The organism is Bradyrhizobium sp. CFUWI, from assembly GCF_056429085.1.
This window is the reverse complement of record NZ_JBWJZE010000025.1, coordinates 23,085-48,643: the sequence shown is the minus strand read 5'-3', so window position 1 is coordinate 48,643 and position 25,559 is coordinate 23,085. Positions and strand designations below refer to the sequence as shown.

The following is a 25,559-nucleotide window of genomic DNA, read 5'->3' as shown; positions in this document are numbered from 1 at the left end:
AAAAGGATGACGAATTGTCCGTGACGACGCCGAAAGGCCCGCAGCTCGCGGTGCTGCCGACAGCCGCCGAGGATGGCACCCGTTCGCGGGTGCAGGTGCTCCAGCCGTCGGGATGGCCGATGCCGAAGGGCTATGCCAACGGCATGGCCGCCGAAGGGCGCATCGTCGTCACCGGCGGGGTGATCGGCTGGGACGCTGAGGAGCGTCTCGCCGACGGCTTTGTTGCGCAGGTGCGCCAGACCTTGAGCAACATCGCGGCGATCCTGGCCGAAGCCGGCGCGCGGCCCGAGCACCTCGTGCGCCTGACCTGGTACGTCGTCGACATGGACGAGTACCTGGCCAATCTGAAGGAACTGGGCAGGGTCTATCGCGACGTCTTCGGAGCCCACTATCCTGCGATGGCGCTGGTTCAGGTGGTCCGCCTCGTGGAGAAGGCGGCGCGCGTCGAAATCGAAGCCACCGCCGTCGTTCCACGCTGAATCGCGCAGGCTCAGCTCGCCTTGTCAACTGGCCTTGTCAACTGGCCTTGGCGAGCTCGTCGTCCTCGGGCGAGTTCAGATAGATGCCCGACATGGTGTCGACCCAGCACAGATGGTCGTGCACCTTCTTCACGCCTTCGACGTTCTCGGCGGCGACGATCGCCGCCTGCCGTGTGCGCTCTTCGCTGATGACGCCGCTGAGGTGAACGATGCCGTCACGGACGATGACGTTCAGCCCGAACGGGCACCAGTCGTTCTTCTCCATGGTCTCGATGATACGGCTGCGAATGTGATCGTCGTCCGCCGTCGGATCCGGCACCTCGCGGGCGAGCCCCGCCACGGCCTGCAGCAGGTTGGCTCGCGATACGATGCCGACGACCTTGTCGCCGCGCACCACGGGCAGCCGCTTCACGTTGTTGCGTTCCATGAGGTCGACGATCTCGGCGAGCGCCATATCCTCCGTGATGGTGATGGGCGTGTCGGTCATCACTTCCGAGACCTTGCGGCCGTGCTCGTGGACGAAATCGCTGGCGGATTTGCCCGGCCCCAGGATGAACCGCAGCCAGCGTCCGCGCTTGCGCCCGGTGCCGATTTCGCTGCGGCGGATGAAATCCCCTTCGGAGACGACGCCGACCAGCTTGCCGGTCTCGTCGACCACCGTGAGGCCGCTGACATGCCGCTTCAGCATGATATTCGCCGCCTCGACGATGCTGGTGTCGGGGGTAACCGAGATGACCGACCGGGTCATGATCTGGTGGGCGCGCATGGAAGACTCCGCTGGCTTGTCAAATTTCGATGCGCGAAAACTAGCCCGGACGCCGGGCTGCGGCTTGACTCAGGTCAATGGGACGAACCCGTCCGCATCGATGAAGCAATTGTGATCCGCCCGCCGGTTTGATGCAGCTCAACGCTGTTGCGAAGACTGGCCATATCCTTCCGCCGACATCAAACCGCAGCCCTTGGGATCATTGAGCCATGAGCGTCGTGAAGATTTATCCACGGGCCGATGAGCCGGCGGTGCAGGCCCTCCCGCTCAGTCCCGCCGCTGCTCCCGGAGCTTCGACGGTGAGCGCCGAAAAGCTCGCGGAAAAGACGATTGCCGCCGATTCTCTGCCAGAATCCGAGCCATATCCATTCGATCGCGCGTTTCACGCCATGCTGGCACGGTTCACCGGCGGTATTTCGCCGCTGGCCTTGTCGCTTGCCTGGCTCGACTGGAGTTCGCATCTCGCTGCGGCGCCGCAACGCCAGATGGAGATTTCCCGAACCGTCCTGCGCGACACCGGGCGGCTGGCGGAAGCCGCCGCGCACGCGGCGTCGCCGGAGCAAAGGCCGTGGTCCGTGATCCGGCCGCAGGCGCGGGATCGCCGTTTCAGTGGACCACAATGGGAGACTGCGCCGTTCAATCTGCTGGCGCAGGGGTTCTTGCTCGCAGAACGCTGGTGGCGCGATGCCGCGACGGGCGTGCGTGGCGTGTCGCACGCCAATGAGGCCATCGTCGAGTTCTCGATGTGCCAGATGCTCGACATGCTGGCCCCCTCGAATTTCGCGGCGACCAATCCGAAGGTGCTGGAGAAGGCGTTCCAGAGCGGCGGCGAGAATTTCGTCTTTGGCTGGCAGAACTGGTGCAGCGATCTGATGCGCCTGCTCTCCAACTCGAAGCTGGCGGAGGACGGGCGGTTCGTGGTCGGCAAGACCGTGGCGGTTTCACCGGGCAAGGTCGTCTACCGCAACGAGCTGATCGAGCTGATCCAGTACCACCCGACCACCGCACAGGTGAGGCCCGAGCCGATCCTGATCGTGCCGGCCTGGATCATGAAGTACTACATTCTCGATCTCTCGCCGCAGAACTCGCTGGTCAAATATCTGACCGGTCAAGGGTTCACCGTATTCGCGATCTCCTGGCGCAATCCGGATGCGAGGGATAGGGATCTCGCCTTTGACGACTATCGCAAGCTGGGCGTCATGGCGGCGCTGGACATGATCGGCCTGATCATGCCGGGTCGAAAGACGCATGCGCTCGGCTATTGTCTGGGCGGTACGCTGCTGTCGATCGCCGCGGCGGCGATGGAACGCGACGGCGACAACCGCCTCGGCACCGTCACGCTCCTTGCGGCCCAGACCGATTTCACCGAGGCCGGGGAGCTGACGCTCTTCATCAACGAGAGCCAGGTCGCCTTTCTCGAAGACGTGATGTGGCAGCGAGGTTATCTCGACACGACGCAGATGGCCGGCGCCTTTCAGCTGCTGCGTTCCAACGAGCTGATCTGGTCGCGTCTGTCACACGACTATCTGATGGGCGAGAGCGCGCCGCCGAGCGACCTGATGGCCTGGAACGCCGACGCAACCCGGCTGCCCTATCGGATGCATTCGGAATATCTGCGCAAGCTGTTTCTCGACAACGATCTGGCCGGCGGACGCTATCAGGTCGACGGCAGGAGCGTTTCGCTGTCCGATATTCACGCGCCGATGTTCGTGGTCGGCACGCTCGCCGATCACGTGGCGCCGTGGCGATCCGTCTACAAGATCCACTATCAGGTCGATGCCGACGTGACGTTCCTGTTGACCAGCGGCGGCCACAATGCCGGTGTCGTTGCACCTCCAGAGGAGCCCGGCCACAGCTATCAGGTGCTGACCAAGCCTGCCGATGCGCCCTATGTTGGTCCGGACGAATGGCTGAAGCTGGCTCCGCACGTCGAGGGCTCGTGGTGGCCGGAATGGGCCAATTGGCTAGCGGCGCGTTCCGGCGTGCCCTGCGGTCCGCCGCAAACCGGAGTTGGAGACGCTCCGGGACTGCCCGATGCGCCGGGGGACTACGTCCACACCTAAGCCTCCGGCTCGGACCTTGGCGCGAGATCCGAGGAGCGGAAGGGTTTGGCCTTGTCCAGTTTGCGGTAGGCGGCTGACGCCTTCCGCAACAGCTTCTTCTCCCGCTTGCGGTTGAGGAAGCGAGCGCCGGCTTCTTGGCCGGCGCCATCCAATGACGCCGCCAGCGCTTGTCCCCGCGCATCGTCGTTCAATTGTCCGAGTGACCGTTGCGCCTGGCGCAATTTCTTGAGGATGGATTTCTGTTTCGTCAGTGATTCATCGGCGAACAGGTCCTGGAGCGACTCGATCGAATAGGTCATCCGCTTGTTGAGAAGCCGCAGCTTGTGGCGTTTCTCGACGTCGAGCTTGCGGAGCTTTCGCGCCTTCTTGAGCAGCGTCGTTTCCCACTCCGCCAGCCGCTGCGCTGCATGGTCAGCGAGCGTGCAGCGGCGCAACCGGATGGCCTCCTTGCTGCGCCGGGTCGACCAGGGGCCGCTCTCGATCCAGGCCGAGGTCTGCTCGACAAGGCGGCGATACCGCGGGGATTGCAGTGCACGCGCCAGCTCGCGGTGGCTCTCGGTGCGTTTTTCGTCCCAGTGCTGAAGCTCGGCGATCACGGCGAGCTCGTCGCCGCTCTCGGCGACGACCCGCTCGATCGCCACATCGAGGTCCCGCACCATGCCGAGCTGGCTGTTCAGCCATTTCAGCTCGGTCCAGATAGTCGGCCGCAGAGCGTCGTCGATCATCGGCGAGAAGAAGCGGATGGCGGTGCGCAGATGCGTCAGTGCGATCCGGATCTGATGCAGCGCGTCGGGATCGCCGCGGCAGGTGCCGTCATGTTGGGCGAGGACGGCAGCGAGGTGACGGCGCGCGATGATCCGGAACGCCGTGTCGCAGGCCATGCCTGGACTAAGGCGGCCGGGCAGGGCATTGCGACGTGCCGCCGGCGCGACGCGAGCGGCCGTCGAGGTCGTGCTAGGTCGCGCCATCTTTGCCCGCGCCAATCAGATTGCCTTGTTTGCCTTCGATCGCGTTCCGGCAGTTCTGGAGCGTCTGCTCTTGCGTCCCGGATGCATCGATGGTCGCCCAACCGACATGGCCGATATTATAGTGCTCCTGCAGCGCGGCAACCTCTTGCGTGGCGTCGGATGCGTCTCCCCGGCGGCTTCCGATCCGCGTCTGCCGGGTGGCAAGATCTGCAACCAGAAACAGGCCGTCCATCGACACGTTGCACTCGCGCGCCAGTGCGGCGATCGCGTTTCGTTCGTCCTCGCGGGCAAATACGCCGTCAATGATCGCCGAATGGCCTTGCGCCAGCACCCGCCGGGCGAGCTGAGCCAGCGTGTCGTAGACGCGGGCTGCATGCTCCGGCGTGTAGGCGGAGGGCGGCAGGCGGTGGGTGTCCTCGACCCCGAACATCTGCTTGCGGACGATGTCGCTGCGCAGCAACACGGCTCCGGGCGGCGGTGCGATGCTGGGCGCCAGCGCTTGCGCCAGAACGGTCTTGCCGGTGCCTGACAATCCGCCGACGGCAATCAGGCGCGGAGCGGCAGGATGGATCAGCATCCTGGCGAGGTCAAAATAGCGCCGTGCCTGCTCGAGAATGCCGGGGTCGTCGGAATGCGGCGGCCTCAGCCGTGTCAGGGCCACCTGGGCGCGGATCGCCGCCCTGACGGACATGAACAGCGGCAGGGCCGAGAGCGCGTCGAAATTATCGGCGGGCGTCGCGGCGAGATAGCGGTTCAGGACGATGTTGGCCGCGCGTGGCTGATCGTGGTGCAACAGGTCCATCAGCGTGAATGCGAGATCGTAGAGCACGTCGACGGTCGCCATCTGCGCATCGAACTCGATGGCGTCGAACAGCACGGGACGGTCATCGATCAGGACGATGTTTGCGAGATGCAGATCGCCATGACAGCGGCGCACGAAACCTTTCCGGCCGCGCTCCGCGAGCAGGGGGCGGAGGCGCAAATAGGCCTCGTGCGAGGCTCGGCTGAGCTTGTGGATGTCTCCCGCGTCGAGATGGCCGCCGGCCCGCAGGCCGTGACCGTTGCCGTCGATCAGGGCGGGGATGGAGGAGACCCATGCTATGGCATCCGCGCTTGTGGCTGCGCCATGGGAAGCCACGACCGCATCGGCGGCAGCCGAGGCGAGCTTTGCATCCAGCGGCCCGGCCTTTGCCAGATGATCCAGCGTTCTGCTTTCGTCGAAGCGCGACATGTCCACCGCATACTCGATCGGCCGGCCGGCGCCGCCGACTTGCACCGATCCATCCGGCTCTTCCGTGATCGCCACGACGCGATGATAGATCTGCGGCGCCAGCGGCCGGTTGATCCTGATCTCCTCCTCGCACGCCGCCTTGCGCTTATCGAGTGTCGAATAATCGAGAAAGGGATATCGGACGGCGCGCTTGATCTTCAACGCGCGCCTCCCGTCGAGGAACACCGAGGCGCCATGCGTGTCGATCCGCGTCACGCCGGGATGGTCGGTCAGCGTCCGGAAGATCCGCTCCTGGGCTGCCATGTCGTCCTTCATGGAAACGGACATCCGGAGCACCATCAGGGCGTCAGCACGGCCGCGCCGAGAATCTGGCCAGCCCGCAGCATGGTCAGAACTTCGTTGGCCTGCTCGAGTGGAAATGCCGTCGTTTCGGTGCGAATTTCGTCGAAGCGCGACATGTCCACCGCATACTCGATCGGCCGGCCGGCGCCGCCGACTTGCACCGATCCATCCGGCTCTTCCGTGATCGCCACGACGCGATGATAGATCTGCGGCGCCAGCGGCCGGTTGATCCTGATCTCCTCCTCGCACGCCGCCTTGCGCTTATCGAGTGTCGAATAATCGAGAAAGGGATATCGGACGGCGCGCTTGATCTTCAACGCGCGCCTCCCGTCGAGGAACACCGAGGCGCCATGCGTGTCGATCCGCGTCACGCCGGGATGGTCGGTCAGCGTCCGGAAGATCCGCTCCTGGGCTGCCATGTCGTCCTTCATGGAAACGGACATCCGGAGCACCATCAGGGCGTCAGCACGGCCGCGCCGAGAATCTGGCCAGCCCGCAGCATGGTCAGAACTTCGTTGGCCTGCTCGAGTGGAAATGCCGTCGTTTCGGTGCGAACGCCAGCTTGCGGCGCGATCTTGAGGAAATCGAGGCCATCCTGTCGGGTGAGATTGGCGACCGACACCAGCTGCCGTTCCTGCCAGAGCAGATCATAGGGAAAGCTTGGAATGTCGGTCATGTGGATGCCCGCGCATACGACGCGCCCGCCTTTGCGGACCGCGCGTAGCGCAGCCGGGACGAGCTCGCCTGATGGTGCGTAGATGATGGCGGCGTCGAGCGGCTCGTCTGGCACCTCGTCAGATGCTCCCGCCCAGACCGCGCCGAGACGACGTGCAAGATCTTGCGCAGCGGCGTCGCCGCGTCGCGTGAATGCATGGACGGATCGTCCCTGCCAGCGCGCGACCTGCGCAATGATGTGGCCGGCCGCGCCGAAACCATAGAGGCCGAGCCGTTCGGCAGGGCCGGCCAGCACCAGCGAGCGCCAGCCGATCAGCCCCGCGCATAGCAGAGGCGCGATCTCCTCGTCGTTGCCGTCCTCACCAAGGGGAAAGGCGTAGCGTGCGTCGGCGATGGTGTGGGTCGCATAGCCGCCATCGCGCGTATATCCGGTGAATAGCGGGGCGTCACACAGGTTTTCCGTGCCATCCCGGCAGAAGCGACAATGTCCGCAGGTAAAGCCGAGCCAGGGAATGCCGACCCGATCACCGGGCACATGGGTTGCGACATTCGGGCCCACGAGATCGACCCGACCGACGATCTCATGACCAGGCACGATCGGATAGCGAATCTCGGGCAATTCGGCGTCGACGAGGTGAAGATCGGTCCGGCAGACCCCGCAGGCGCTGATCTTCACCCGGAGCTGCCCCTCGCCGGGGATCGGGTCGGGCCGCTCCTCCATCTGGAGCCGCGTTCGTGCGGCCGGCAACACCATCGCACGCATGAGCTTCTCCAGGGCGAACCGCTCCGACCGAATTATCCATAGAATAGCAGTGCGGCCAGTCCTTGACGCCGGTCAACGCTATACGGGCCGGACTGAGTTCCCTTGGGTTGACGAGGATCAAGGGTCTCGACCAAAGCCGGCCTATTGTGGCGGCCAAGGAGAATCCCGATGCCCATCAAGGACGTCTTTCTGCCGCTTGTCGGCCAGCCGCGCGGGCCGGCCCTGGCTGCGATCGAGAAATGCGTGGCCGTTGCTGCCGATCTCGGCGCCAGGATCACCGCGCTCGCGCTCGAGGAAGAGGTTTACGAGCGGCCGAAGGTGATGCTGCCCTACGATCGCGAGTCTGCGGAGCCCGGCAGTTTGCGCGAAATGAGCGACGTGCAGCAGCTCCTGAACGCATTCACCAATGCGACATCACGCGCCGACATTCGCGCCCAGAGCCGAACCGGTAAGGTGCCGGCGGACCAGATCCCGGCCATCCTTGCCGAACACGCTCGTTTCAGCGATCTGACGCTGCTCCCCGTGAAGCCGCATGACAGTCGAACGGAGAGCATCGTTGATGCCTTGCTGTTCGGATCCGGCCGGCCGCTCTTGCTCTGTCCGGAACATCTCGCAGGAGAGCTGCGCCCAAAATTCGAGAAGGTTATGATCGCCTGGGATCACTCCGCGCGTGCGGCACGTGCGGTCGGCGACGCGTTGCCGGTCCTGCAGGCGGCGGCCTCTGTTCGCGTGGTGACCGTGGCGGATGAGAAGACCGACGCGATCGTGCAATCCGGAACCGCTCTGGTCGATCATCTGAGGGAACACGGTGTCCATGCCTCGTTCGAAGCGGCGAAGAGCCGCGGCAGCTCGATCGGCAAGGTCTTGGGAAATTGGGCGAATTCCCACGGCATGGACGCCATCGTGATGGGCGCCTATCATCATTCGCGCCTGAACGAGATCGTCTGGGGCGGTGTGACAACGACCGTCATTGGCGAGCCACCATGCTGGGTTATGATCTCGCACTAGGCTCGCCATTCGTCCAGCCTGATCGTCAACAATCGGAACCGTCGCCGACCGGGCGCATTTGCTTTCATGTCAACTTATCGTCTGAATAATCTTCTGGCGCCGCGTTCAGTTGCGCTCGTCGGCGCGAGCGCCCGTCCGGTCTCGGTGGGACGCGCCGTTCTCGAGAACATTCGCAAGGCCGAATTCAAGGGGCGATTTGGCCTCGTCAATCCACGTCATGCCGAAATCGGCGGCATCGCCGCGGTGAAGAGCATGGACGCTTTGGACTTCGTGCCCGAGCTCGTGGTCATCACCGCGCCTGCGCGTGAGATTCCAGGTATCATCGACCAAGCCGGGCGTCGCGGATCGGCGGGCGCCTTGATCGTCTCGGCCGGGCTCGGCCACGGACCGGAATCTCTGCACGAGGCTGCCAGCACCGCAGCCCGCAAATACGGCATGCGGCTGATCGGACCGAACTGTCTCGGCATCATGATGCCCGGCGTCAGCCTGAATGCCAGCTTTGCCGCGCATATGCCGGGGGCGGGCAGCCTCGCGCTGATCTCGCAATCGGGTGCGATCGCTGCCGGCATGGTCGATTGGGCCGCGCAACGCGGCGTCGGCTTCTCCGGCATCGTCTCGATCGGTGATCAGATCGACGTCGATATTGCCGATCTGCTCGACTATTTCGCGATGGACCACAAGACGCGCGCGATCCTGCTTTACATCGAGTCGATCAAGGACGCGCGCAAGTTCATGTCGGCGGCGCGCGCCGCCGCGCGCGTGAAGCCAGTCGTCGTGGTGAAGTCCGGCCGCATGGCGCAGGGCGCGAAGGCAGCTGCCACGCATACCGGCGCGCTCGCCGGCGCTGACGCGGTCTACGACGCGGCGTTCCGCCGCGCGGGCGTCCTGCGAGTCTCCGACCTGCGTGAGCTGTTCGATTGTGCCGAGACACTCGGGCGCGTCGAATCGCCGATCGGAAAGCGCCTCGCCATCCTGACCAATGGCGGCGGCATCGGCGTGCTCGCCGTCGATCGACTGGTCGAACTTGGTGGAATTCCGGCGACCATCTCGGCGGAGACGCATAAGAAGCTGGATGCTGCGTTGCCGCCGACCTGGTCCGGGGCAAATCCCGTCGACATCGTCGGCGACGCCGACGCCGCGCGCTATGCGACGGCGCTGGAGCTGCTGCTGGCTGATCGCGACAATGACGCGGTTCTGGTTCTCAATGTGCAAACTGCGATCGCCTCGGCGGCCGAGATCGCTGCGACCGTGACGGAGCTCGTCGGCAAATATCGGAAGGAGCACCGCAACTGGGCGAAGCCCGTATTGGCGGCCTGGGTCGGCGCCGATCAACACATCATTCAGGCGCTTTCCAGCGCCGGTGTGCCGAACTATCCGACCGAGGACGACGCCGTGCGCGGCTTCATGCATCTGGTCCGGCACCGGGAAGTGGTGGAGGAGCTGAGTCAGGTTCCACCCGCGATGCCCGACACATTCGTTCCGGACGCTCAAGGGGCGCGGCGGATCGTCACCGCCGCGATCGCGGACGGCCGCCAATGGCTCGAGCCGGTCGAGATCAAGCATCTGCTCGAAGCCTATGACATCGCGATGGTGCCGACTTATGCCGCAGCCGATGTCGAGCAGGCGGTAACCTATGCCAAGGAAATCTTCGCACAGGGCGGCACTGTCGTGTTGAAGATCATGTCGCGGGACATCGTCCACAAATCCGATGTCGGCGGTGTCGTGCTCAATCTGACAACGCCGGAGGCCGTGCGTGCGGCCACCTCCGATATTCTCGCCCGGGCGAGAAGGCTGCGGCCCGAGGCCCGCATCGGCGGCGTCATCGTCCAGGCCATGATCGTCAAGGCGAAGGCGCGCGAGCTGATCCTGGGCCTCGCGGACGATCCCACTTTCGGCACGGTCGTGGTGTTCGGTCGTGGCGGCACGGCGGTCGAGATCATCAACGACAAGGCGCTCGCGCTGCCGCCGCTGGATTTGCAGCTCGCCCGCGATTTGATCGACCGCACGCGCGTGTCGCGGCTGCTGAAGGCCTATCGTGATGTGCCAGCGGTGAAGCAAGACGCGGTCGCCATGGTGCTGGTCAAGCTGGCGCAGATGGCCGCCGATATTCCCGAGATCCGGGAATTCGACATCAATCCGTTGCTGGCGGACGAAACCGGCGTGACTGCGGTGGATGCCCGCGTCGCGGTCGGCCCGCCGCAACGGAAGTTCGTCGGCTCCGGCCCGGCCAATTTCGCCGTTCGCGCCTATCCGTCACAATGGGAGCGCCGCCTCAAGCTCAAGGACGACTGGCGCATCTTCGTGCGGCCCATGCGCCCGGAGGATGAGCCGACCATCCACGAATTCCTGCGCCACGTCACGCCGCACGACCTTCGCCTGCGGTTCTTCGCGCCGATGAAGGAGTTTACCCACGAGTTCATCGCGCGCCTGACCCAGCTCGACTATGCGCGCGCAATGGCCTTCATTGCATTCGACGAGGCCACCGGCGAGATGGTCGGCGTGGTCCGGCTCCATTCGGATTCGATCTACGAGAGTGGTGAATATGCGATCCTGCTGCGGTCCGACCTGAAGGGCAGGGGGCTCGGCTGGGCCCTGATGCAGCTCATCATCGACTATGCCAGGTCGGAAGGGCTGAAGGTCATTTCGGGCGACGTGCTCCAGGAGAACACCGTGATGCTCGAAATGTGCCGAAACCTCGGTTTCGAGGTCACGCCGGACCCGGCCGAACCCGACATCTGCGACGTCAAGTTGAAGCTCTGAGCGCACCCCTCAGGAGCGCGCTTCGGCCGAACCTGTGGCGGCGGATGTCTTGGCTGATGTCTTGGCCGACGTTCCGGCCGTCGACCGCAAATTCTTCACGATGATCGCGATCAGCGGCACCAGCACCGGCACGATCGTGCTGAGCGGATGATGCACCGCGCCCGACACCTGGGCCTGGAGTGCGCGCGCCTCGAGCTGAAGGGCTTCGATGGAGGCGTCGTGGATTTCGCCGGCGAGCTCAATGTCCCGGCCGGACGGAGCGCGGCCGGCGATGACGAAGATGGCAGCCGCGATGGCGAAATTGGCGGCACCGAGGATGGCTGCCGCGGCAATCGCACTCCAGATCTGGACCAGCGCGAAATAGGCCGACAGCTCCAGCATCAGAAGCCCGAACGCCGCAATCAGTGCCGCGAAGGCGCGCAGGCCGAGGCCGATCAGCAGATGACGCAGCCTGATGTCCGCGATGATCCTGTCGGTGCGCCACAGCACGCGCAGATGTTTGACCACGTTCTCGGTGTTCACCTAGTGTCTCCTCAGCATGAAGCCGACGACCACGCCGAGCGCGAAGGCGGAGGCGAGCGATGCGATAGGACGGTCCGCAATGAGGCCCCGAAGCTGCTCCTGCTCTTCCTCGACGGTCTCGCCGAGTTCGGTGAGCGCAGCCCTGATCTGATCGGCGAGCGCCTCGGCGCGATCTTTCGAGCTCTCGAACATCTCCTCGCCGGCGGTGCTCAGCAAGCGCGTCACATCAACCTTCAGCGTGCGCAATTCTTCGCTCATCCTGTCACGGTCGAACATGGACCTGATATCCCCATTGAACGGACGCAAGCCTAGGGCCCGCGTACGCGATCACGCTTGATTTGCGTCAATCGGCAGGGCAGTTCAGCTCTTGAGACAGGTCAAGCCGGCCGCCATATGCTGGCCTAGAAATGCCGTCTGAATGGGGACCGACTGTCCCGACGAGGTGGAAGCGTGAACCACGAACCGCTGTTGCTGGCGACGCCGTCCGGCGACGTGCTGAACCTGCGTCCCGAAGGGCCCTGGACCGCCGCGAATGTGGTCACGCTCGAGACATTGTCCCGGTCGGTCGGAGCCGACGTCGATCGGTCGCGCGCCGTCACCCTGGACATGTCGGGCGTCAGTGCGCTCGACACGCTCGGCGCCTGGGTCCTCGAGAAGCTGTCGCGCAGGGCCGCATCATCCGGAAGATCGGCTGAGTTCGTCGGCGTCGCCGATCATTTCAGCGGGCTGATGGATGAGGTGCGCCAGGTCAACCGCCACACGCCGGCCCCCACGGCTGCGCCCAACCCGGTGCTGGCGAGGCTCGGCGATCTCGGCAAATCCACGGTCGGTGCCCGCGAAGACGTCACGATCTTCCTCGAGATGCTCGGCGCATTGTTCATGGCGGTGATCGGTGTGCTGCGCCGGCCGCGTTCGCTGCGGCTGACCTCGCTGGTCTATCAGCTCTACCGCATCGGGTGGCAGGCGATTCCCATCGTCGCGCTCATCACCTTCCTGATCGGCGCCATCATCGCGCAGCAGGGCTTCTTCCATTTCCGCAGATTCGGCGCGGAATCGTATACTGTCGACATGGTCGGCATCCTGGTGCTGCGTGAGCTCGGCGTGCTGATCGTCGCCATCATGGTCGCCGGCCGGTCGGGAAGTGCCTACACTGCCGAGCTCGGCTCGATGAAGATGCGCGAGGAGATTGACGCGCTCTCCACCATGGGGCTCGATCCCGTGGAGGTCCTGATCCTGCCGCGCGTTGCGGCCCTGGTCATTGCCTTGCCCATTCTCACTTTCATTGGATCGATTGCCGCGCTCTATGGCGGCGGTCTCGTCGCACAATTCTATGGCGATATGGGACCGGCGATCTATATGGCGCGGCTGCACGAGGCCATCTCGGTAACGCATTTCGAGGTGGGCATCTTGAAGGCGCCGTTCATGGCGCTGGTGATCGGGATCGTGGCCTGCAGTGAGGGACTGCGGGTCAAGGGCAGCGCCGAGTCGCTCGGGCGACAGACCACGACGTCGGTGGTGAAATCGATCTTCCTGGTGATCGTGCTCGACGGCCTGTTTGCGGTCTTCTTTGCCTCGATCGGAATGTGACGATGGACGCGCCGCAAGACCAGTTCGCGATCCGCGTCCGTGACCTCGTGGTCGGCTTCGGCCGCCAGACGGTGCTCGACCATCTGTCGCTCGACGTCCGCCGCGGCGAGATCCTTGGGCTGGTCGGGGCGTCCGGCGGCGGCAAGTCGGTGCTGATGCGGACCATCATCGGCCTGATCCCGCGCCGGGGCGGGACCATCGAAGTGATGGGACAACCCACCGGGGGGCACGGTCGAGGCGCAGCCACGACATGGGGCATCCTGTTCCAGCAGGGCGCGCTGTTCTCCTCGCTCACGGTCCGCCAGAACGTCCAGTTTCCCTTGCGCGAAAATCTGGTCCTGTCGCAGGAGCTGATGGACGAAATCGCGATCGCCAAGCTCGAAATGGTCGGCTTGCGTGCCCAGGACGCCGACAAATATCCGGCGGAGCTGTCCGGCGGCATGACCAAGCGCGTGGCGCTGGCCCGCGCCCTCGCGCTCGATCCGCCGATCCTGTTCCTGGACGAGCCGACTTCCGGCCTCGATCCGATCGCCGCCGGCGATTTCGATGCGCTGATCAAGACGCTGCAAAAGACGCTGGGGCTGACCGTGTTCATGGTGACCCACGATCTTGCGAGCCTGACCACGGTCTGCGACCGCGTTGCCGCGCTCGCCGACGGCAAGATCGTGGCGATCGGCCCGATGCGCGAATTGCTGCAATCCGAGCATCCCTGGGTGCGCGCTTATTTCCACGGCAAGCGCTCGCAGATGCTGCAACACGAGATGAGATGAGACATGGAAACCCGCGCTCCCTACGTGCTGATCGGCAGTTTCGTGCTGGCCGCGATCCTTGCGGTGTTCGGCTTCGTCTATTGGCTGAGCAACACTGGCGGCATCGGACCGCGCACGAACTACCATGTGCAATTCCAGGGGCCGGTCCCAGGCCTGCTGGTCGGCGCCGGCGTGCTGTTCAACGGCATCCGCGTCGGTGAGGTGACGCAGCTCGGGCTCGCGCCGGACAATCCGCGCTTCGTCAATGCCACGATTTCGGTTGCGACCGCCACGCCGGTCCGCTCCGATACCAGGGTCGGCCTCGAATTTCAGGGCCTGACCGGCGTGCCGGTGGTGACGTTGGAGGGCGGCGCGATCGTCGCCAAATCCGGCGAGCCCGTGACCCTGATCGCCGAGGCCGGCGCCGGCCAGAGCATGACGCAGGCGGCGCGGGATGCGCTGCGGCGGGTCGATACGGTGCTTCAGGACAATTCCGGCCCGCTCAAGGACACCATCGCGAATTTCAAGACCTTCTCCGACGGGCTCGCGCGCAACACCGGCAAGGTCGACGGCATTCTGGCCGGCCTGGAGAAGATGACCGGCGGCGGCGCTCCCGCGCAGAAGGTCACCTACGACCTGCACATCCCGCAGAACCTTGGGCCCGCCGGCAAGACACTGTCGGCGTCACTGGCCATCCCCGAGCCGAGCGCGGTCGCAATGCTGCAGACCCAGCGCATGCTGTTCGCGCCCGTCGGCGACAGGCCGGGCTTTGCCGACTTCCTCTGGGCCGACAGCATTCCGAAACTGGTGCAGGCACGCCTGATCGACAGTTTCGAGAATTACGACATCGCCCACGCCCCGTTGCGCGCGAGCGATCTCGGTCAGGCGGATTACCAGCTCCTGATCGACATCCGGCGCTTTCGGATCGCCACGGAGGGCGAGGCGAGGGTCGAGATCGGACTGTCGGCGCGGATCGTCGACAAGAACGGCAAGGTGGTCGCCTCGCGCCTGGTCGAGACCAGCGAGAAGCTCGACAAGGTCGAGCCCGCCGCTTCAGTCGCCGCCTTCGACGCGGCCTTTGCCCGCATCGCCAAGGAGCTGATCGGGTGGACCGTGCAGGCGGTATAGCGCGGTCTATTCCAGCGTTTTCAGGTAGGACAGAAGGTCGTGGATCTGGCCTGGATTGAGCTCGAAGGCCGGCATGTCGGCGTGACCGGTGTAAATCCCCTCGGCCAGCGCCTCGCCCAGGGTCTCGATCGGGTAACGCCGATGCAGCATGCGCAGCGGGGGAGCGCCCTCGAGCGGGCTGCGGGAAGCGCGGTCAATGGCATGGCAGCGCGCGCAATTGGCCTTTGCAAAGGCCTTGCCACGCTGTTCGGCGGTCGGAGCCGCCAGGGCAGGCGTAATCAGAAGCAGCCCAATCAGGCTGTGACGTAGGGCGCCTTGCAGCATGGAAAAGTGATCCCGTCGAACGCTGGAGCAGAATAAGACGGGGATGCCACCCAAATTTGATCTGAGTCAATTGGCTTTGGCGCAGTGCAGTAAAATCCAAGCCGCGCGGTGGACTCGGCCTGGGGCTGGGCGCAGCCGGCGCGGGGAGCGGTGGATGAAGCCTTCCGTGGTCATGATTGAGCCGAACGGACATTATTGCAACGATTGTGCCGTACGCGGTGCGGCGGTTTGTTCGTCGCTGAATGCGGCCGAGCTCAGGGAGTTCGAGCATCTCGGGCGCCGCGTTCATTTCGACTCGGGCGAGACCGTCTTCTCCGAAGAGGACATCACGACCTCGTTCTACAACGTCCTCGAAGGCGTCATGCGGCTGTACAAGCTGCTGCCGGACGGGCGGCGGCAGATCGTCGGTTTCGCCTTGCCCGGCGATTTCCTGGGGATGAACATTTCCGGCCGGCACAATTTTTCGGCCGATGCGATCGGTGTCGTGACCGTGTGCCAGTTCGCCAAAGCCCCGTTCAGCCGTTTCATCGAAGACCGGCCGCTTCTGCTCAAGCGGATCAACGAGCTGGCCATTCGCGAGTTGAGTCAGGCGCGCGATCATATGGTGCTGCTGGGCCGCCGTTCGGCCGACGAGAAGGTGGCGACCTTCCTGCTCGGCTGGCGTGAACGGCTGGTCGCGCGCAAGGGCCTGTCCGACACGGTTCCGCTTCCGATGAGCCGTCAGGACATCGCCGACTATCTCGGCCTGACCATCGAAACCGTTAGTCGCACCTTCACCAAGCTGGAGCGTCACGGCGTGATCGAGATCATTCACGGCGGTATCAGCCTGCTCGATCCCGCGCGCGCCGAGGCGATGGCAGCAGCCTGACATTCCGCCGCAACGCCCTGACGTTTTTGATCTCGATCAATGACGCCGGCCGACTGCAGCAAAATAATGCCGCAAACTATGGGGAGGGAATAATGCCCGCTGACGCGTTGCTGGTGACCGTTGTCGTCGTCGCAATTTTCGTCGTGTTTGCCGCTGTCCTGGCTTGGGCCGATAGGCAAACCAGCTCCGTCCGGCTCGACCCGGATTCCAGGCGCTGAAGCTCCCAAGATCGTAGTCCGCTAAGGCCTGCCAACAGGCCGACGCTCGTCCGGCCGGCCCGGCTGTGCGCCAGCGCCTCAACGCAATCGCGGCTCGCGCCGCCTGCAACTCTGCATCGATTGGAATGTCCAGGCGCATCCTTCGGATGCGGGCTTTCGGCCCGACCGCGGCTTTTTCGCGGCATTTGTCTCAAACCGAGCGGGTGCTTTCCGGTTGAAAACCCTGATAACGTTGACTACGCAGGAACCTCACTGCCTCGCAGTCTTAGGAGCCCCGCGGCGTGCCTCAGGACAAGACCGGCGACCCCCGACACTCGGCGGGCAACAAGCTATCGGTCCTGCGCAAGCACCCGATCTTCGCGGATCTGGAGCCGGAAGCGCTCGATCAGCTTTGTCGCTACGCCAAGCACACCACCGTGAAGCGCGGCGCGACGATCGCCGCAAAGGGCGATCCCGGCAATAATCTGTTCGCGGTGATCTCGGGGACGGTGAAGATTTCCTCCTCCTCGCCGGACGGCCGCAACGCCATTCTCAATCTGATCGGTCCCGGGGAAATCTTCGGCGAGATCGCGGTGCTCGACGGCGCCCCGAGATCGGCCGATGCGACCGCCAACACCAATTGCGAGCTCTACGTTATTGACCGCCGGGACTTCCTGCCGTTCGTGAAGAGCCAGCCGGCGCTGGCGATGAAGTTCATCGAGCTGCTCTGCGCCCGGCTGCGCTGGACCAGCCAGCAGGTCGAGCAGGTGATCCTGCAGAATCTGCCGGGGCGGCTCGCGAGCGCGCTGCTCGGTCTCACCGAGGAGCGCAAGTTCGACTCCGGCAGCGGCACGCTCGCCATCACGCAGCAGGAGATCAGCGAGATGGTGGGCATGACGCGCGAGAGCATCAACAAGCAATTGCGCGTCTGGGCCGGCCGCAACTGGGTTCGCCTCGAGCACGGCGCTATCGTCGTGCTGGATACGGATGCGCTGCGCGAACTCGCCGAGAGCGGCCTCGACGGCGCGTGACGGCGTCTGCCTAAGTGTCGATGATGGCGACCGCGCGGCTCCACCCCGCCGAGGCGCGTTCGATCTTGACCGGAAAGCATGAGACCATGAACCCGGTCGAGGGCAATTGGTCGAGGTTGTGCAGCTTCTCGAGATGGCAATAGCCGATATGCCGTCCCGCCTTGTGGCCCTCCCAGATCAGGCCGGCGTCGTGCGTCTCGGCATATTTCTTCGCCGTGTAGACGAACGGCGCGTCCCAGCTCCAGCCGTCGGTGCCGGTCAGCCGCACGCCGCGTTCGAGCAGGTACATGGTGGCTTCATAGCCCATGCCGCAGCCGGAATTGACGTATTCGGCCTTGCCGAACTTTGCGCCGGCGCTGGTGTTGACGACGACGATCTCCAGCGGCGACAGCTTGTGCCCGATGCGCTTCAGCTCCTTCTCGACGTCGTCGGCGCTCGCCACGCAGCCGTCGGGCAGATGCCGGAAGTCGAGCTTCACGCCCGGCTGAAAGCACCATTCCAGCGGGACCTCGTCGATCGTCCATGACCGCTCACCGCGGTTCATGGTCGGATGGAAGTGCCAGGGCGCGTCGAGATGCGTGCCGTTGTGGGTCGACAGCGAGACCTGCTCGACGGCCCAGCCCTGTCCGTCGGGCAGATCCTGGGCCTTGAGGCCGTCGAAGAATTGCAGCATCCGCGGCAGGCCCTGCTGATGGTCGATATACTGGATGGTCGGATGGTTGCCCGGCGGATCGGCCGTCACGTCGTTTCTGAGCGGCACCGAGATATCGATCAGCTTCCGCGGCATGGGCATTCCTTCGAGATGGTCCGCTGTGCCGGTCATCTTGAGGGGCCCCAATTGCTGGCGTCAAGTCACGTGCCGGCGACGTCAGCCGACCCACCCGACCCACCGCAATGCGAATTGCGCCAGAAATCGATTGATGCAACTGTTGCATCGATCGATGCCGGATTTGGCTTGGACAGGGAATGCCGCGCGCCCTAGGGACGACATTGGCGCTTGACTTCATGTCTGAGGTGGAGCGACCCAAGGCCGGCCCGCAGCATCCGCCCGACAACGACATAATCAACCCAGGAGGAAAGCCCAGATGAAGACACTCACCGGTATTATCACAGCCGTTGCATTGGCGGTCTCAGCGCCCCTGGCGACCGCGCGCGATTTCCGTTCGGCCGACGTCCACCCTGCCGACTATCCGACCGTCGAGGCCGTCAAGTTCATGGGCAAGCAGCTCGCGACCGCGAGCGGTGGCAAGCTCGGCGTGAAGGTGTTTCCCAATGGAGCCCTGGGCTCCGAGAAGGACACCATCGAGCAGCTCAAGATCGGCGCACTCGACATGATGCGGATCAACGCATCGCCGCTCAACAACTTCGTGCCCGAGACCATCGCCCTGTGCCTGCCCTTCGTATTCCGCGACACGCAGCACATGCGCGCCGTGCTCGATGGGCCGATCGGCGACGAGATCCTGGCCGCCATGGAGCCTGCGGGCCTGGTCGGTCTCGCCTATTACGACAGCGGCGCCCGGTCCATCTACACCGTCAAGGCACCCGTCAAGTCGCTCGCCGACCTCAAGGGCCTGAAGATCCGCGTCCAGCAATCCGATCTCTGGGTCGGCATGATCCAGAGCCTCGGCGCCAACCCGACGCCGATGCCGTATGGCGAGGTCTACACCGCGCTGAAGACCGGCCTGGTGGATGCGGCCGAGAACAACTGGCCGTCCTACGAGTCCTCGCGCCATTTCGAGGCGGCCAAGTTCTACAACATCACCGAGCACTCCCTCGCGCCCGAAGTTCTCGTGATGTCGAAAAAGGTCTGGGACACGCTGAGCAAGGAGGATCAGGCGATGATCCGCAAGGCGGCCAAGGAATCGGTGCCCGTGATGCGCAAGCTGTGGGACGAGCGTGAGCAGGCGTCCCGCAAGACCGTCGAGGCGGCCGGCGTTCAGGTCGTCACGATCGCCAACAAGGCGGAATTCGTCGATGCGATGAAGCCGGTCTATCAGAAGTTCGCCGGCGACGAGAAGCTGCAGGGCCTCGTCAAGCGTATCCAGGGCACGAAGTAGAACGCCAGCAGCGCGGGTCCGGCGTCGCCGCAAAGGCGACCCGGGCCCGCGCAAGGAGACCCGGGATGACAGACCCACACGTCGCAGATCACGAGCATGACGCGGTCGCCGGACGCCCGTCCACCGGCTTGCTGTCGCGGATCAACGCACCTGTTGCGCGCGTGGGCATGTATCTGTCCGTGACCGGATTGCTCGTCATCGTCGCCATCGTCTTCTACCAGGTATTCGGACGTTACGTGCTCAATTCCAGCCCGACCTGGACCGAGAACCTCGCACTGGTGCTGATCCTGTATGTGACGCTGATCGGCGCCGCCGTCGGCGTGCGCGATGCCGGACATATCGGCATGGACAGTCTGCTTGTGATGCTTCCCGACCACGCGCGAGAGAAGATCGAGATCGTGATCCACGTGCTGGTCGCCGTGTTCGGCATTGCCATGGCCTATAACGGCTGGATCCTCGGGTCGTCTGTCGGCACCGTGAAGATTCCCAATCTCGGCCTTCCCGAGGTGATCCGCTACGTGCCGCTGATCGCTTCCGGCCTCCTGATCGTCTCCTTTTCCATCGAGCACATCATGGCTCTTCTGCGCGGCGAAGAGGTCGTCCCGTCATGGAATTGATCATCCTCGGCGCCACCTTCTTCGGCTTTCTGATCCTCGGCGTCCCGGTTGCCTTCGCCATCGGCCTCTCCGCGATCTGCACCATCCTCTACGAAGGACTGCCGGTCGCCGTCATCTTCCAGCAGATGATGTCGGGGATGAACATCTTCTCCTTCCTCGCGATTCCCTTCTTCGTCTTCAGCGGTGAGCTGATGCTGCATGGCGGCGTCGCCGACAAGATCGTCCAGCTCGCCAAGAATCTCGTCGGACACATCCGCGGCGGCCTCGGCATGTCGAACGTGGTCGCCTGCACGCTGTTCGGCGGCGTCTCCGGCTCGCCCGTGGCCGACGTGTCGGCGATGGGCGCGGTGATGATCCCGATGATGAAGAAGGAAGGGTTCGACACCGACTACGCCGTCAACGTCACCACCCACGCTTCGCTGGTCGGGGCCTTGATGCCGACTAGTCACAACATGATCATCTATGCGCTCGCCGCCGGCGGCAAGGTCTCGATCGGCGCGCTGATCGCCGCCGGCCTGCTGCCGGCGATCGTGCTGATGGTGTGCATGCTGGTTGCCGCCTACGCGGTCGCGGTGAGGCGCGGTTATCCGGCCGGCAAGTTCCCGGGCTGGGCCGAGGTGGTCCGCTCGCTGGCGGCCGCGCTGCCGGGGCTTCTGATCGTCGGCATCATCCTGGCCGGCATCCTGTCCGGCGTCTTCACGGCAACCGAATCGGCGGCCATCGCCGTCACCTACTCGATCCTGCTGACGTTCTTCATCTACCGCACCATGACCTGGGGCAACTTCCTGCGCGCCGCCGCCAAGGCGGTGAAGACGACCGGGGTGGTGCTGCTGCTGATCGGCGTCTCCACCATGTTCCAGTACCTGATGGGACTTTACGAGGTGGCGGATCTCGCCGGCGCGATGATGAACAAGTTGTCGACGCAGCCTTGGGTGATCTTCCTGCTCATCAACATCATCCTGTTCGTGCTCGGAACGTTCATGGACATGGCGGCGACCATCCTGATCTGCACCCCGATCTTTCTGCCGATCGCGATGAAGGCGGGCATGGACCCGGTGCAGTTCGGCATGCTGATGCTGATCAATTGCGCCCTCGGGCTCAACACGCCGCCGGTCGGAACGACGCAATTCGTCGGCTGCGCCATCGGCGGCATCTCGGTCGGTGCGGTGATGCGCACCATCCTGCCGTTCTATGCCGCGCTGATCGCAGCACTGATGTTCGTGACCTACGTCCCTGCATTCTCGCTGTGGCTGCCGCGCCTCTTGATGGGCTACAAGGGCTAGCAGCACCAGGGAGACATCGTCAGTGACGGACTATCGCAAGCTCTTCGATCTCACCGGCAAGACCGCGCTCGTTCTCGGCGCCGCATCCGGCATCGGCAAGTCGTCCGCCGAAGCACTTGCGGATCTCGGCGCCCGTGTCGTCTGCGCCGATCGTGCGCTCGATGCAGCGGAGGCGACCGCCGCCGGCATTCGCGACAAGGGCGGCTGGGCGGAAGCAGCTGGCTGCGACGCCGCGAGCGCCGCGGACGTCAATGCACTCGCGAAAACCGTGATGCAGAAGTTTCCGCGGCTCGACATCGCGGTGACGACGCCCGGGCTCAACATCCGCAAGACCATCCTCGACTACACCGAGGAGGATCTCGACCGCGTCCTGAGCCTCAACGTCAAGGGCACGGTCTTTTTCTTCCAGGCCTTCGGCCGCATCATGGTCGCGCAGAAGGGCGGAAGCATCATCGCCTGCTCCTCGGTGCGCGCGGTGACCATCGAGCCGGGGCTGGGCGTCTACGGCTCGACCAAGGCGGCGATCGGCCTGCTGGTGAAGGGCTTTGCTTCCGAGGTCGGCCATGCCGGCGTGCGCGTCAACGCCATCGCGCCCAGCATCGCCGAGACAGCGCTCACCCGTCCGTTCAAGCAGCGGCCCGACATCTACAATCTCTATGCCGGCCACACCGTATTCAACCGCTGGAGCAGTGCCGACGAGGTCGCGACCGCGGTCGCCTATCTCGCTTCGGACGCCGCAAGCTATGTCAGCGGCAGCACGCTGTTCGTCGATGGCGGCTGGACCGCCGTCGACGGTCCGCCGACCGGTCTCACCCAGCTGCACAAATAGGCCTTTGTCTATCCAACGAAGCCGATGCGCTGGCGCAGATCCTTTCGATCTGCGCCGCTCAATAGCGCGATCAGCGCGGCGGCCTGCTTCGGATGTGCGGCGCGCACGGTCACGCCGGCCGTATACATCGTCACGAGCTCGCAGCCCGGCGGCAGCGATCCCGATGGCATGATGCCGTCGGTCGCGATGATCTCGGTCGCCTGGGTGCAGCCGATCGGCCGCGTCGCGGTCGAATTCGCAAGCTCGCGCATTGCGGTCGCGCCGTTCGGAAAGATCTTGAGGCGCGAGGCGACCTCAGAGGCGATGCCGAGCTGGTCCAGCACTCTTGCGACGTGCTGCCCCGCGGTCGAGGCCTTGGTGTCGGGGACGTAGATCGCGTCGGCACCGCGCAGTACTTCGCGCAGATCGGCCTCGGTTGTCACCGTCGCCTTGGGATCGCGACTGCGGACCGCCAGCGCGGTCTCGACCCGGCCGACATCCGTGATCGAGGAGGGGACGATGAGCTTTTCCCCGGCAAGGTTCGCAAGGAGAGCCTGCGTCAGGATCACGAGATCGGCCGGCGTTCCCGCGCGCAGCTTGTCTGCCATGAGGCCGACCGCGCCGAACTCACCTTCGATGCCGAGGCCGGTCTGCGCTCTGAAAGCCTCCGTGAGGCCACGCACCAGGCCCTGTGCCGCGCCGCCGCTCAGGATGTTCAGTGTCGTCAAGACGTACGCTCCATGGCTGCAATGATCCTGTCGCGCGTGATCGGCAGGTCGCGCACGCGCACGCCGAGGCAATCGTAAACTGCATTCGCGATTGCCGCCGTCACCGGGCCGTGCGCGGCCTCGCCGGCGCCGACCGGCTCGATCTCCGGCCGCTGGATGATCTCGACGTCCACGGCCGGCACCTCGCTGAAGGTCAGGATCGGATAGTCCGTCCACGAAGTCGAGGTGATGCGGGTCCGGTCAAACCGGACGCGTTCCTTCAGCACCCAGCTCGTGGCCTGGATCGCGCCGCCCTCGATCTGGTTGATGACGCCGTCCGGATTGATGGCTTCGCCGACATCGACGGCGAGCGTCAGCCGCTTCACACGGATATCGTCGGCGCCCTCGATCTCGGCAATCGCGGCGCAATAGGCGCCCGAGTTCTTGTAGCGGGCGAAGCCGATGCCGTAACCGATGCCGGGACGCTGCTGCGGTTTCCAGGCGGCGCGCCGCGACGCGACGCGGATCACATGCTTCGCCCGCTCATCACGCAGATGGCGCAGGCGGAACGCGATCGGGTCCTCACCGCGCAGGTCGGCGATCTCGTCGAGCAGGGACTCGATGGCGAACACGTTGCCTTGCCCGCCCAGCGTCCGCAGCGCCGAGGTCCGCACCGGCATGGTCAGCAGCCGGTGGCTCGTGATCGTCCAGGCCGGAAAATCATAGAGCGGAACGGAGTTGCGGTCGGCGCCGCCGCCGTTCGCGGCCGGCGGGTTGGTCGAGATCATGCGCGGATAGGGATTGGCGATCTCGGTTGCGGCCAGCAGCGCCGGCTCTGTCGCGCGTCCGGGTCTCGCGGCGTGACCGTTGCTCCAGATCGCGTGGCGCCAGCCGACGATGTCATTGCCCGCATCGAGGTCGGCCTCGATCTCGATCGCCATCGCGGCGCCAAACGGCGCGTGCGACATCTCGTCGTGGCGTGACCACTGCACCCGGACCGGACGGCCGCCGGCGGCCGCGGCCAGCAGCACGGCGTCAAGCGCGACGTCATCGGCCGCATTGTGCCCGTAGCAGCCGGCGCCCTCCATGTGTTCGACGACAATATTCTCTGCAGGCAGCTTCAGCACGATCGCGAGATCGGCGCGGAGCAGGTAGACGCCCTGGCTGTGCGTCCAGACGTGAACACGATCACCGTCCCATTGTGCCACGGCGCAGGACGGCGCCATCGACGCATGCGCGATGTAGGGACGGGTGTATTGCCGGCGGAGCGTTTGGGCGGGCTTGCGCGCCGGCTCCGCCATCCTGGTGTCGATGATGGCGGTCTCGACCGGTTGGCTCCTGAGAAACCCTGCCAGATCGTCTTCATCGGGCAGCGTCTCGCCAGCCGACCATGTTGCGCCCTTGCGCAAGGCCCTGAGCGCTGTGTCCGCCGCCGCCTCGGTATCAGCGACCACGCCGGCAAAGCCGCCGTCGCGGACGATCGCAACGAGGCCGGGAACCGCGCGCGCGGCCTCCTCGTCGAGTGCGATCAATTTGGCACCCGATATATCCGGCCGCAGCACGCGACCGTGCACCATTCCGGGGAGCGCAAAATCGTGGATGAAGCGCGGGCGCACGAACACCTTGTCGGGAATATCGACGCGCTGGACCGAATGCCCGGCGACGTTGCGCTCGGCGGCGCCCTTCGCAGTCGCGTCCGTGGTGGCATCTTGGTCGAGTGAGACGTCGCCCTTCAATTCCCAATAGCTGGTCCTGACATTGCCGGGACCCGAGATGGTTCCGTCGTCGACATCGAGCAGCGCCGCATCGACGCCGAGACGTTCCGATGCCACGGCAAGAAAGCGCTGGCGCACCTCGGCGCAGACGTGGCGGAGCGCGCGGCCGGACTGTTGAATCGACAGGCTGCCCGAGGTGACGCCTTCATTCGGGCTGGTCGCCGTCGAGGCACGGATCATCTCGATCCTGCCGATATCGACATCGAGCTCGTCCGCCGCGATCTGCGCCAGCGCCGTGACGATGCCCTGGCCGATCTCGACCTTGCCGGGCGAGATCGTCACGCGGTCGTCATCGGTGAACCGCACCCACGACGATAGTCTTGGATTGGCCATGAGGCTGACCGGCAGCTTCGGGACCGGGGATGGCATGCTCATGACGCCGCCATCTCCGCAGCCGCACGCAGCACGGCGCGGATCATGCGGTTATGCGATCCGCAACGGCACAGATTGCGATCCAGTGCGGCTCTGACCTCCGCCTCCGTCGGCGACGGATTGCGTTTCAGCAGCGCTGCGGCGCTGACGAGGATTCCGGAGACGCAATAACCGCACTGCATCGCCTGTTCGGAGATGAAGGCGCGTTGCAGCGGGTGTGGTGCTTCTATCGTACCGAGGCCTTCCACCGTGACGACATCCTTGTCCGCTACCGACCATAACGGCATGTCGCAGGAGGCCATGGCACGATCGCCGAGCATCACATAGCAGGCGCCGCACTCGTTGGCACCACAGCCGAAATGCACCCCCGTGACGCCGAGACGGCCGCGCAGCACATCGAGCAGCATCTGATCGGGATCGGCATCGACGGCCATGGCGGCGCCGTTGAGACGGAATTGAATGATCGGCATGATCGCGCT

24 protein-coding genes and 1 pseudogene are annotated in these 25,559 nt (G+C 64.8%); 13 read left to right on the top strand and 12 right to left on the bottom strand.

The genetic code is table 11. The features are described from left to right. Positions 1–20: 20 nt before the first annotated feature. Positions 21–479, top strand: coding sequence for a RidA family protein (locus AC066S_RS33720; protein WP_126255679.1), 459 nt, complete (start codon positions 21–23; stop codon positions 477–479). A gap of 37 nt (positions 480–516) precedes the next feature. Here AC066S_RS33720 and AC066S_RS33715 read toward each other — a convergent pair whose 3' ends face one another. Continuing rightward, positions 517–1,245, bottom strand: coding sequence for a CBS domain-containing protein (locus AC066S_RS33715; protein ID WP_126255680.1), 729 nt, complete (start codon positions 1,243–1,245; stop codon positions 517–519). Positions 1,246–1,454: 209 nt separating this feature from the next. Here AC066S_RS33715 and AC066S_RS33710 point away from each other — a divergent pair, with 209 nt between their 5' ends. Next, entirely contained in the window at positions 1,455–3,308 is a 1,854-nt protein-coding gene (locus tag AC066S_RS33710; RefSeq protein WP_478271681.1) for a PHA/PHB synthase family protein, read from the top strand. On the opposite strand, the gene AC066S_RS33705 is transcribed toward AC066S_RS33710, so the two are convergent. From AC066S_RS33705 to AC066S_RS33690, 4 genes and pseudogenes are all read right to left on the bottom strand, one after another. Further along, positions 3,305–4,276, bottom strand: coding sequence for a CHAD domain-containing protein (locus AC066S_RS33705; protein ID WP_478271680.1), 972 nt, complete (start codon positions 4,274–4,276; stop codon positions 3,305–3,307). The two genes, AC066S_RS33710 and AC066S_RS33705, sit on opposite strands and share 4 nt — an antisense overlap. Next, the gene (locus tag AC066S_RS33700) at positions 4,263–5,822 is read right to left on the bottom strand and encodes a bifunctional aminoglycoside phosphotransferase/ATP-binding protein (protein ID WP_135171492.1); all 1,560 of its coding nucleotides are present in this window, start codon (positions 5,820–5,822) and stop codon (positions 4,263–4,265) included. The genes AC066S_RS33705 and AC066S_RS33700 overlap by 14 nt, the downstream gene beginning before the upstream one ends. A gap of 116 nt (positions 5,823–5,938) precedes the next feature. Further along, positions 5,939–6,280: pseudogene (locus tag AC066S_RS33695) on the bottom strand (bifunctional aminoglycoside phosphotransferase/ATP-binding protein); the annotation flags it as partial. Between the two features lie 23 nt (positions 6,281–6,303). Continuing rightward, complete coding sequence (locus tag AC066S_RS33690) at positions 6,304–7,287, bottom strand: zinc-dependent alcohol dehydrogenase family protein (protein ID WP_126255683.1); 984 nt, start codon at positions 7,285–7,287, stop codon at positions 6,304–6,306. A gap of 168 nt (positions 7,288–7,455) precedes the next feature. On the opposite strand from AC066S_RS33690, the gene AC066S_RS33685 reads away from it, so the two are divergent. Next, on the top strand, positions 7,456–8,295 hold the full coding sequence (locus tag AC066S_RS33685; RefSeq protein ID WP_126255684.1) for a universal stress protein: 840 nt from the start codon (positions 7,456–7,458) through the stop codon (positions 8,293–8,295). Positions 8,296–8,361: 66 nt separating this feature from the next. Then, the gene (locus tag AC066S_RS33680; protein WP_478271679.1) at positions 8,362–11,055 is read left to right on the top strand and encodes a bifunctional acetate--CoA ligase family protein/GNAT family N-acetyltransferase; all 2,694 of its coding nucleotides are present in this window, start codon (positions 8,362–8,364) and stop codon (positions 11,053–11,055) included. A gap of 9 nt (positions 11,056–11,064) precedes the next feature. On the opposite strand, the gene AC066S_RS33675 is transcribed toward AC066S_RS33680, so the two are convergent. Next, positions 11,065–11,577, bottom strand: a complete 513-nt coding sequence (locus AC066S_RS33675; RefSeq protein WP_478271678.1) for a phage holin family protein — start codon at positions 11,575–11,577, stop codon at positions 11,065–11,067. Beyond that, positions 11,578–11,853 carry a hypothetical protein gene (locus tag AC066S_RS33670; protein ID WP_135161938.1) on the bottom strand — a complete coding sequence of 92 codons (276 nt, stop codon included), beginning with the start codon at positions 11,851–11,853 and terminating at the stop codon, positions 11,578–11,580. Between the two features lie 174 nt (positions 11,854–12,027). On the opposite strand from AC066S_RS33670, the gene AC066S_RS33665 reads away from it, so the two are divergent. Genes AC066S_RS33665 through AC066S_RS33655 form a run of 3 tightly spaced genes read left to right on the top strand, consistent with a single transcriptional unit; the run spans position 12,028 to position 15,041 of the window. Beyond that, positions 12,028–13,164 carry an ABC transporter permease gene (locus AC066S_RS33665; protein ID WP_135171475.1) on the top strand — a complete coding sequence of 379 codons (1,137 nt, stop codon included), beginning with the start codon at positions 12,028–12,030 and terminating at the stop codon, positions 13,162–13,164. Positions 13,165–13,166: 2 nt separating this feature from the next. Further along, positions 13,167–13,934 (top strand): ABC transporter ATP-binding protein, encoded by a 768-nt coding sequence (locus AC066S_RS33660; protein WP_164718375.1) that lies wholly within the window; start codon positions 13,167–13,169, stop codon positions 13,932–13,934. A 3-nt stretch (positions 13,935–13,937) separates the two neighbouring features. Then, on the top strand, positions 13,938–15,041 hold the full coding sequence (locus AC066S_RS33655; RefSeq protein ID WP_478271677.1) for an ABC-type transport auxiliary lipoprotein family protein: 1,104 nt from the start codon (positions 13,938–13,940) through the stop codon (positions 15,039–15,041). Positions 15,042–15,047: 6 nt separating this feature from the next. Here the strand turns inward: AC066S_RS33655 and AC066S_RS33650 are convergent, their stop codons facing one another. Further along, positions 15,048–15,365 (bottom strand): c-type cytochrome, encoded by a 318-nt coding sequence (locus tag AC066S_RS33650; protein WP_126255691.1) that lies wholly within the window; start codon positions 15,363–15,365, stop codon positions 15,048–15,050. Positions 15,366–15,519: 154 nt separating this feature from the next. On the opposite strand from AC066S_RS33650, the gene AC066S_RS33645 reads away from it, so the two are divergent. Together AC066S_RS33645 and AC066S_RS33640 are read left to right on the top strand one after the other, a co-directional pair. Then, positions 15,520–16,233, top strand: coding sequence for a helix-turn-helix domain-containing protein (locus AC066S_RS33645; protein WP_126255898.1), 714 nt, complete (start codon positions 15,520–15,522; stop codon positions 16,231–16,233). Between the two features lie 499 nt (positions 16,234–16,732). Beyond that, complete coding sequence (locus AC066S_RS33640) at positions 16,733–17,461, top strand: Crp/Fnr family transcriptional regulator (RefSeq protein ID WP_126255692.1); 729 nt, start codon at positions 16,733–16,735, stop codon at positions 17,459–17,461. 10 nt (positions 17,462–17,471) lie between these two features. On the opposite strand, the gene AC066S_RS33635 is transcribed toward AC066S_RS33640, so the two are convergent. Next, positions 17,472–18,248 carry a cyclase family protein gene (locus AC066S_RS33635; protein WP_478271676.1) on the bottom strand — a complete coding sequence of 259 codons (777 nt, stop codon included), beginning with the start codon at positions 18,246–18,248 and terminating at the stop codon, positions 17,472–17,474. 298 nt (positions 18,249–18,546) lie between these two features. Here AC066S_RS33635 and AC066S_RS33630 point away from each other — a divergent pair, with 298 nt between their 5' ends. The 4 genes from AC066S_RS33630 to AC066S_RS33615 all read left to right on the top strand — a co-directional run bounded on the left by AC066S_RS33630 (position 18,547) and on the right by AC066S_RS33615 (position 22,247). Further along, a complete protein-coding gene (locus tag AC066S_RS33630) occupies positions 18,547–19,518 on the top strand; it encodes a TRAP transporter substrate-binding protein (RefSeq protein WP_126255694.1) in 972 nt (323 codons plus the stop codon). Between the two features lie 65 nt (positions 19,519–19,583). Next, positions 19,584–20,135, top strand: coding sequence for a TRAP transporter small permease (locus AC066S_RS33625; protein WP_135171477.1), 552 nt, complete (start codon positions 19,584–19,586; stop codon positions 20,133–20,135). Beyond that, the gene (locus AC066S_RS33620; RefSeq protein ID WP_135171478.1) at positions 20,126–21,418 is read left to right on the top strand and encodes a TRAP transporter large permease; all 1,293 of its coding nucleotides are present in this window, start codon (positions 20,126–20,128) and stop codon (positions 21,416–21,418) included. The genes AC066S_RS33625 and AC066S_RS33620 overlap by 10 nt, the downstream gene beginning before the upstream one ends. Before the next feature lie 22 nt (positions 21,419–21,440). Then, on the top strand, positions 21,441–22,247 hold the full coding sequence (locus AC066S_RS33615) for an SDR family NAD(P)-dependent oxidoreductase (RefSeq protein ID WP_135171479.1): 807 nt from the start codon (positions 21,441–21,443) through the stop codon (positions 22,245–22,247). A gap of 8 nt (positions 22,248–22,255) precedes the next feature. Here AC066S_RS33615 and AC066S_RS33610 read toward each other — a convergent pair whose 3' ends face one another. The 3 genes from AC066S_RS33610 to AC066S_RS33600 are packed head-to-tail and all read right to left on the bottom strand — an operon-like array spanning position 22,256 to position 25,550. Continuing rightward, positions 22,256–22,954: a molybdate ABC transporter substrate-binding protein gene (locus AC066S_RS33610; protein WP_135171480.1), complete on the bottom strand. Its 699-nt coding sequence runs from the start codon at positions 22,952–22,954 to the stop codon at positions 22,256–22,258. Continuing rightward, the gene (locus AC066S_RS33605) at positions 22,951–25,077 is read right to left on the bottom strand and encodes a xanthine dehydrogenase family protein molybdopterin-binding subunit (protein WP_478271691.1); all 2,127 of its coding nucleotides are present in this window, start codon (positions 25,075–25,077) and stop codon (positions 22,951–22,953) included. The genes AC066S_RS33610 and AC066S_RS33605 overlap by 4 nt, the downstream gene beginning before the upstream one ends. Before the next feature lie 2 nt (positions 25,078–25,079). After that, positions 25,080–25,550, bottom strand: a complete 471-nt coding sequence (locus tag AC066S_RS33600; RefSeq protein ID WP_478271675.1) for a (2Fe-2S)-binding protein — start codon at positions 25,548–25,550, stop codon at positions 25,080–25,082. Positions 25,551–25,559 lie beyond the last annotated feature (9 nt).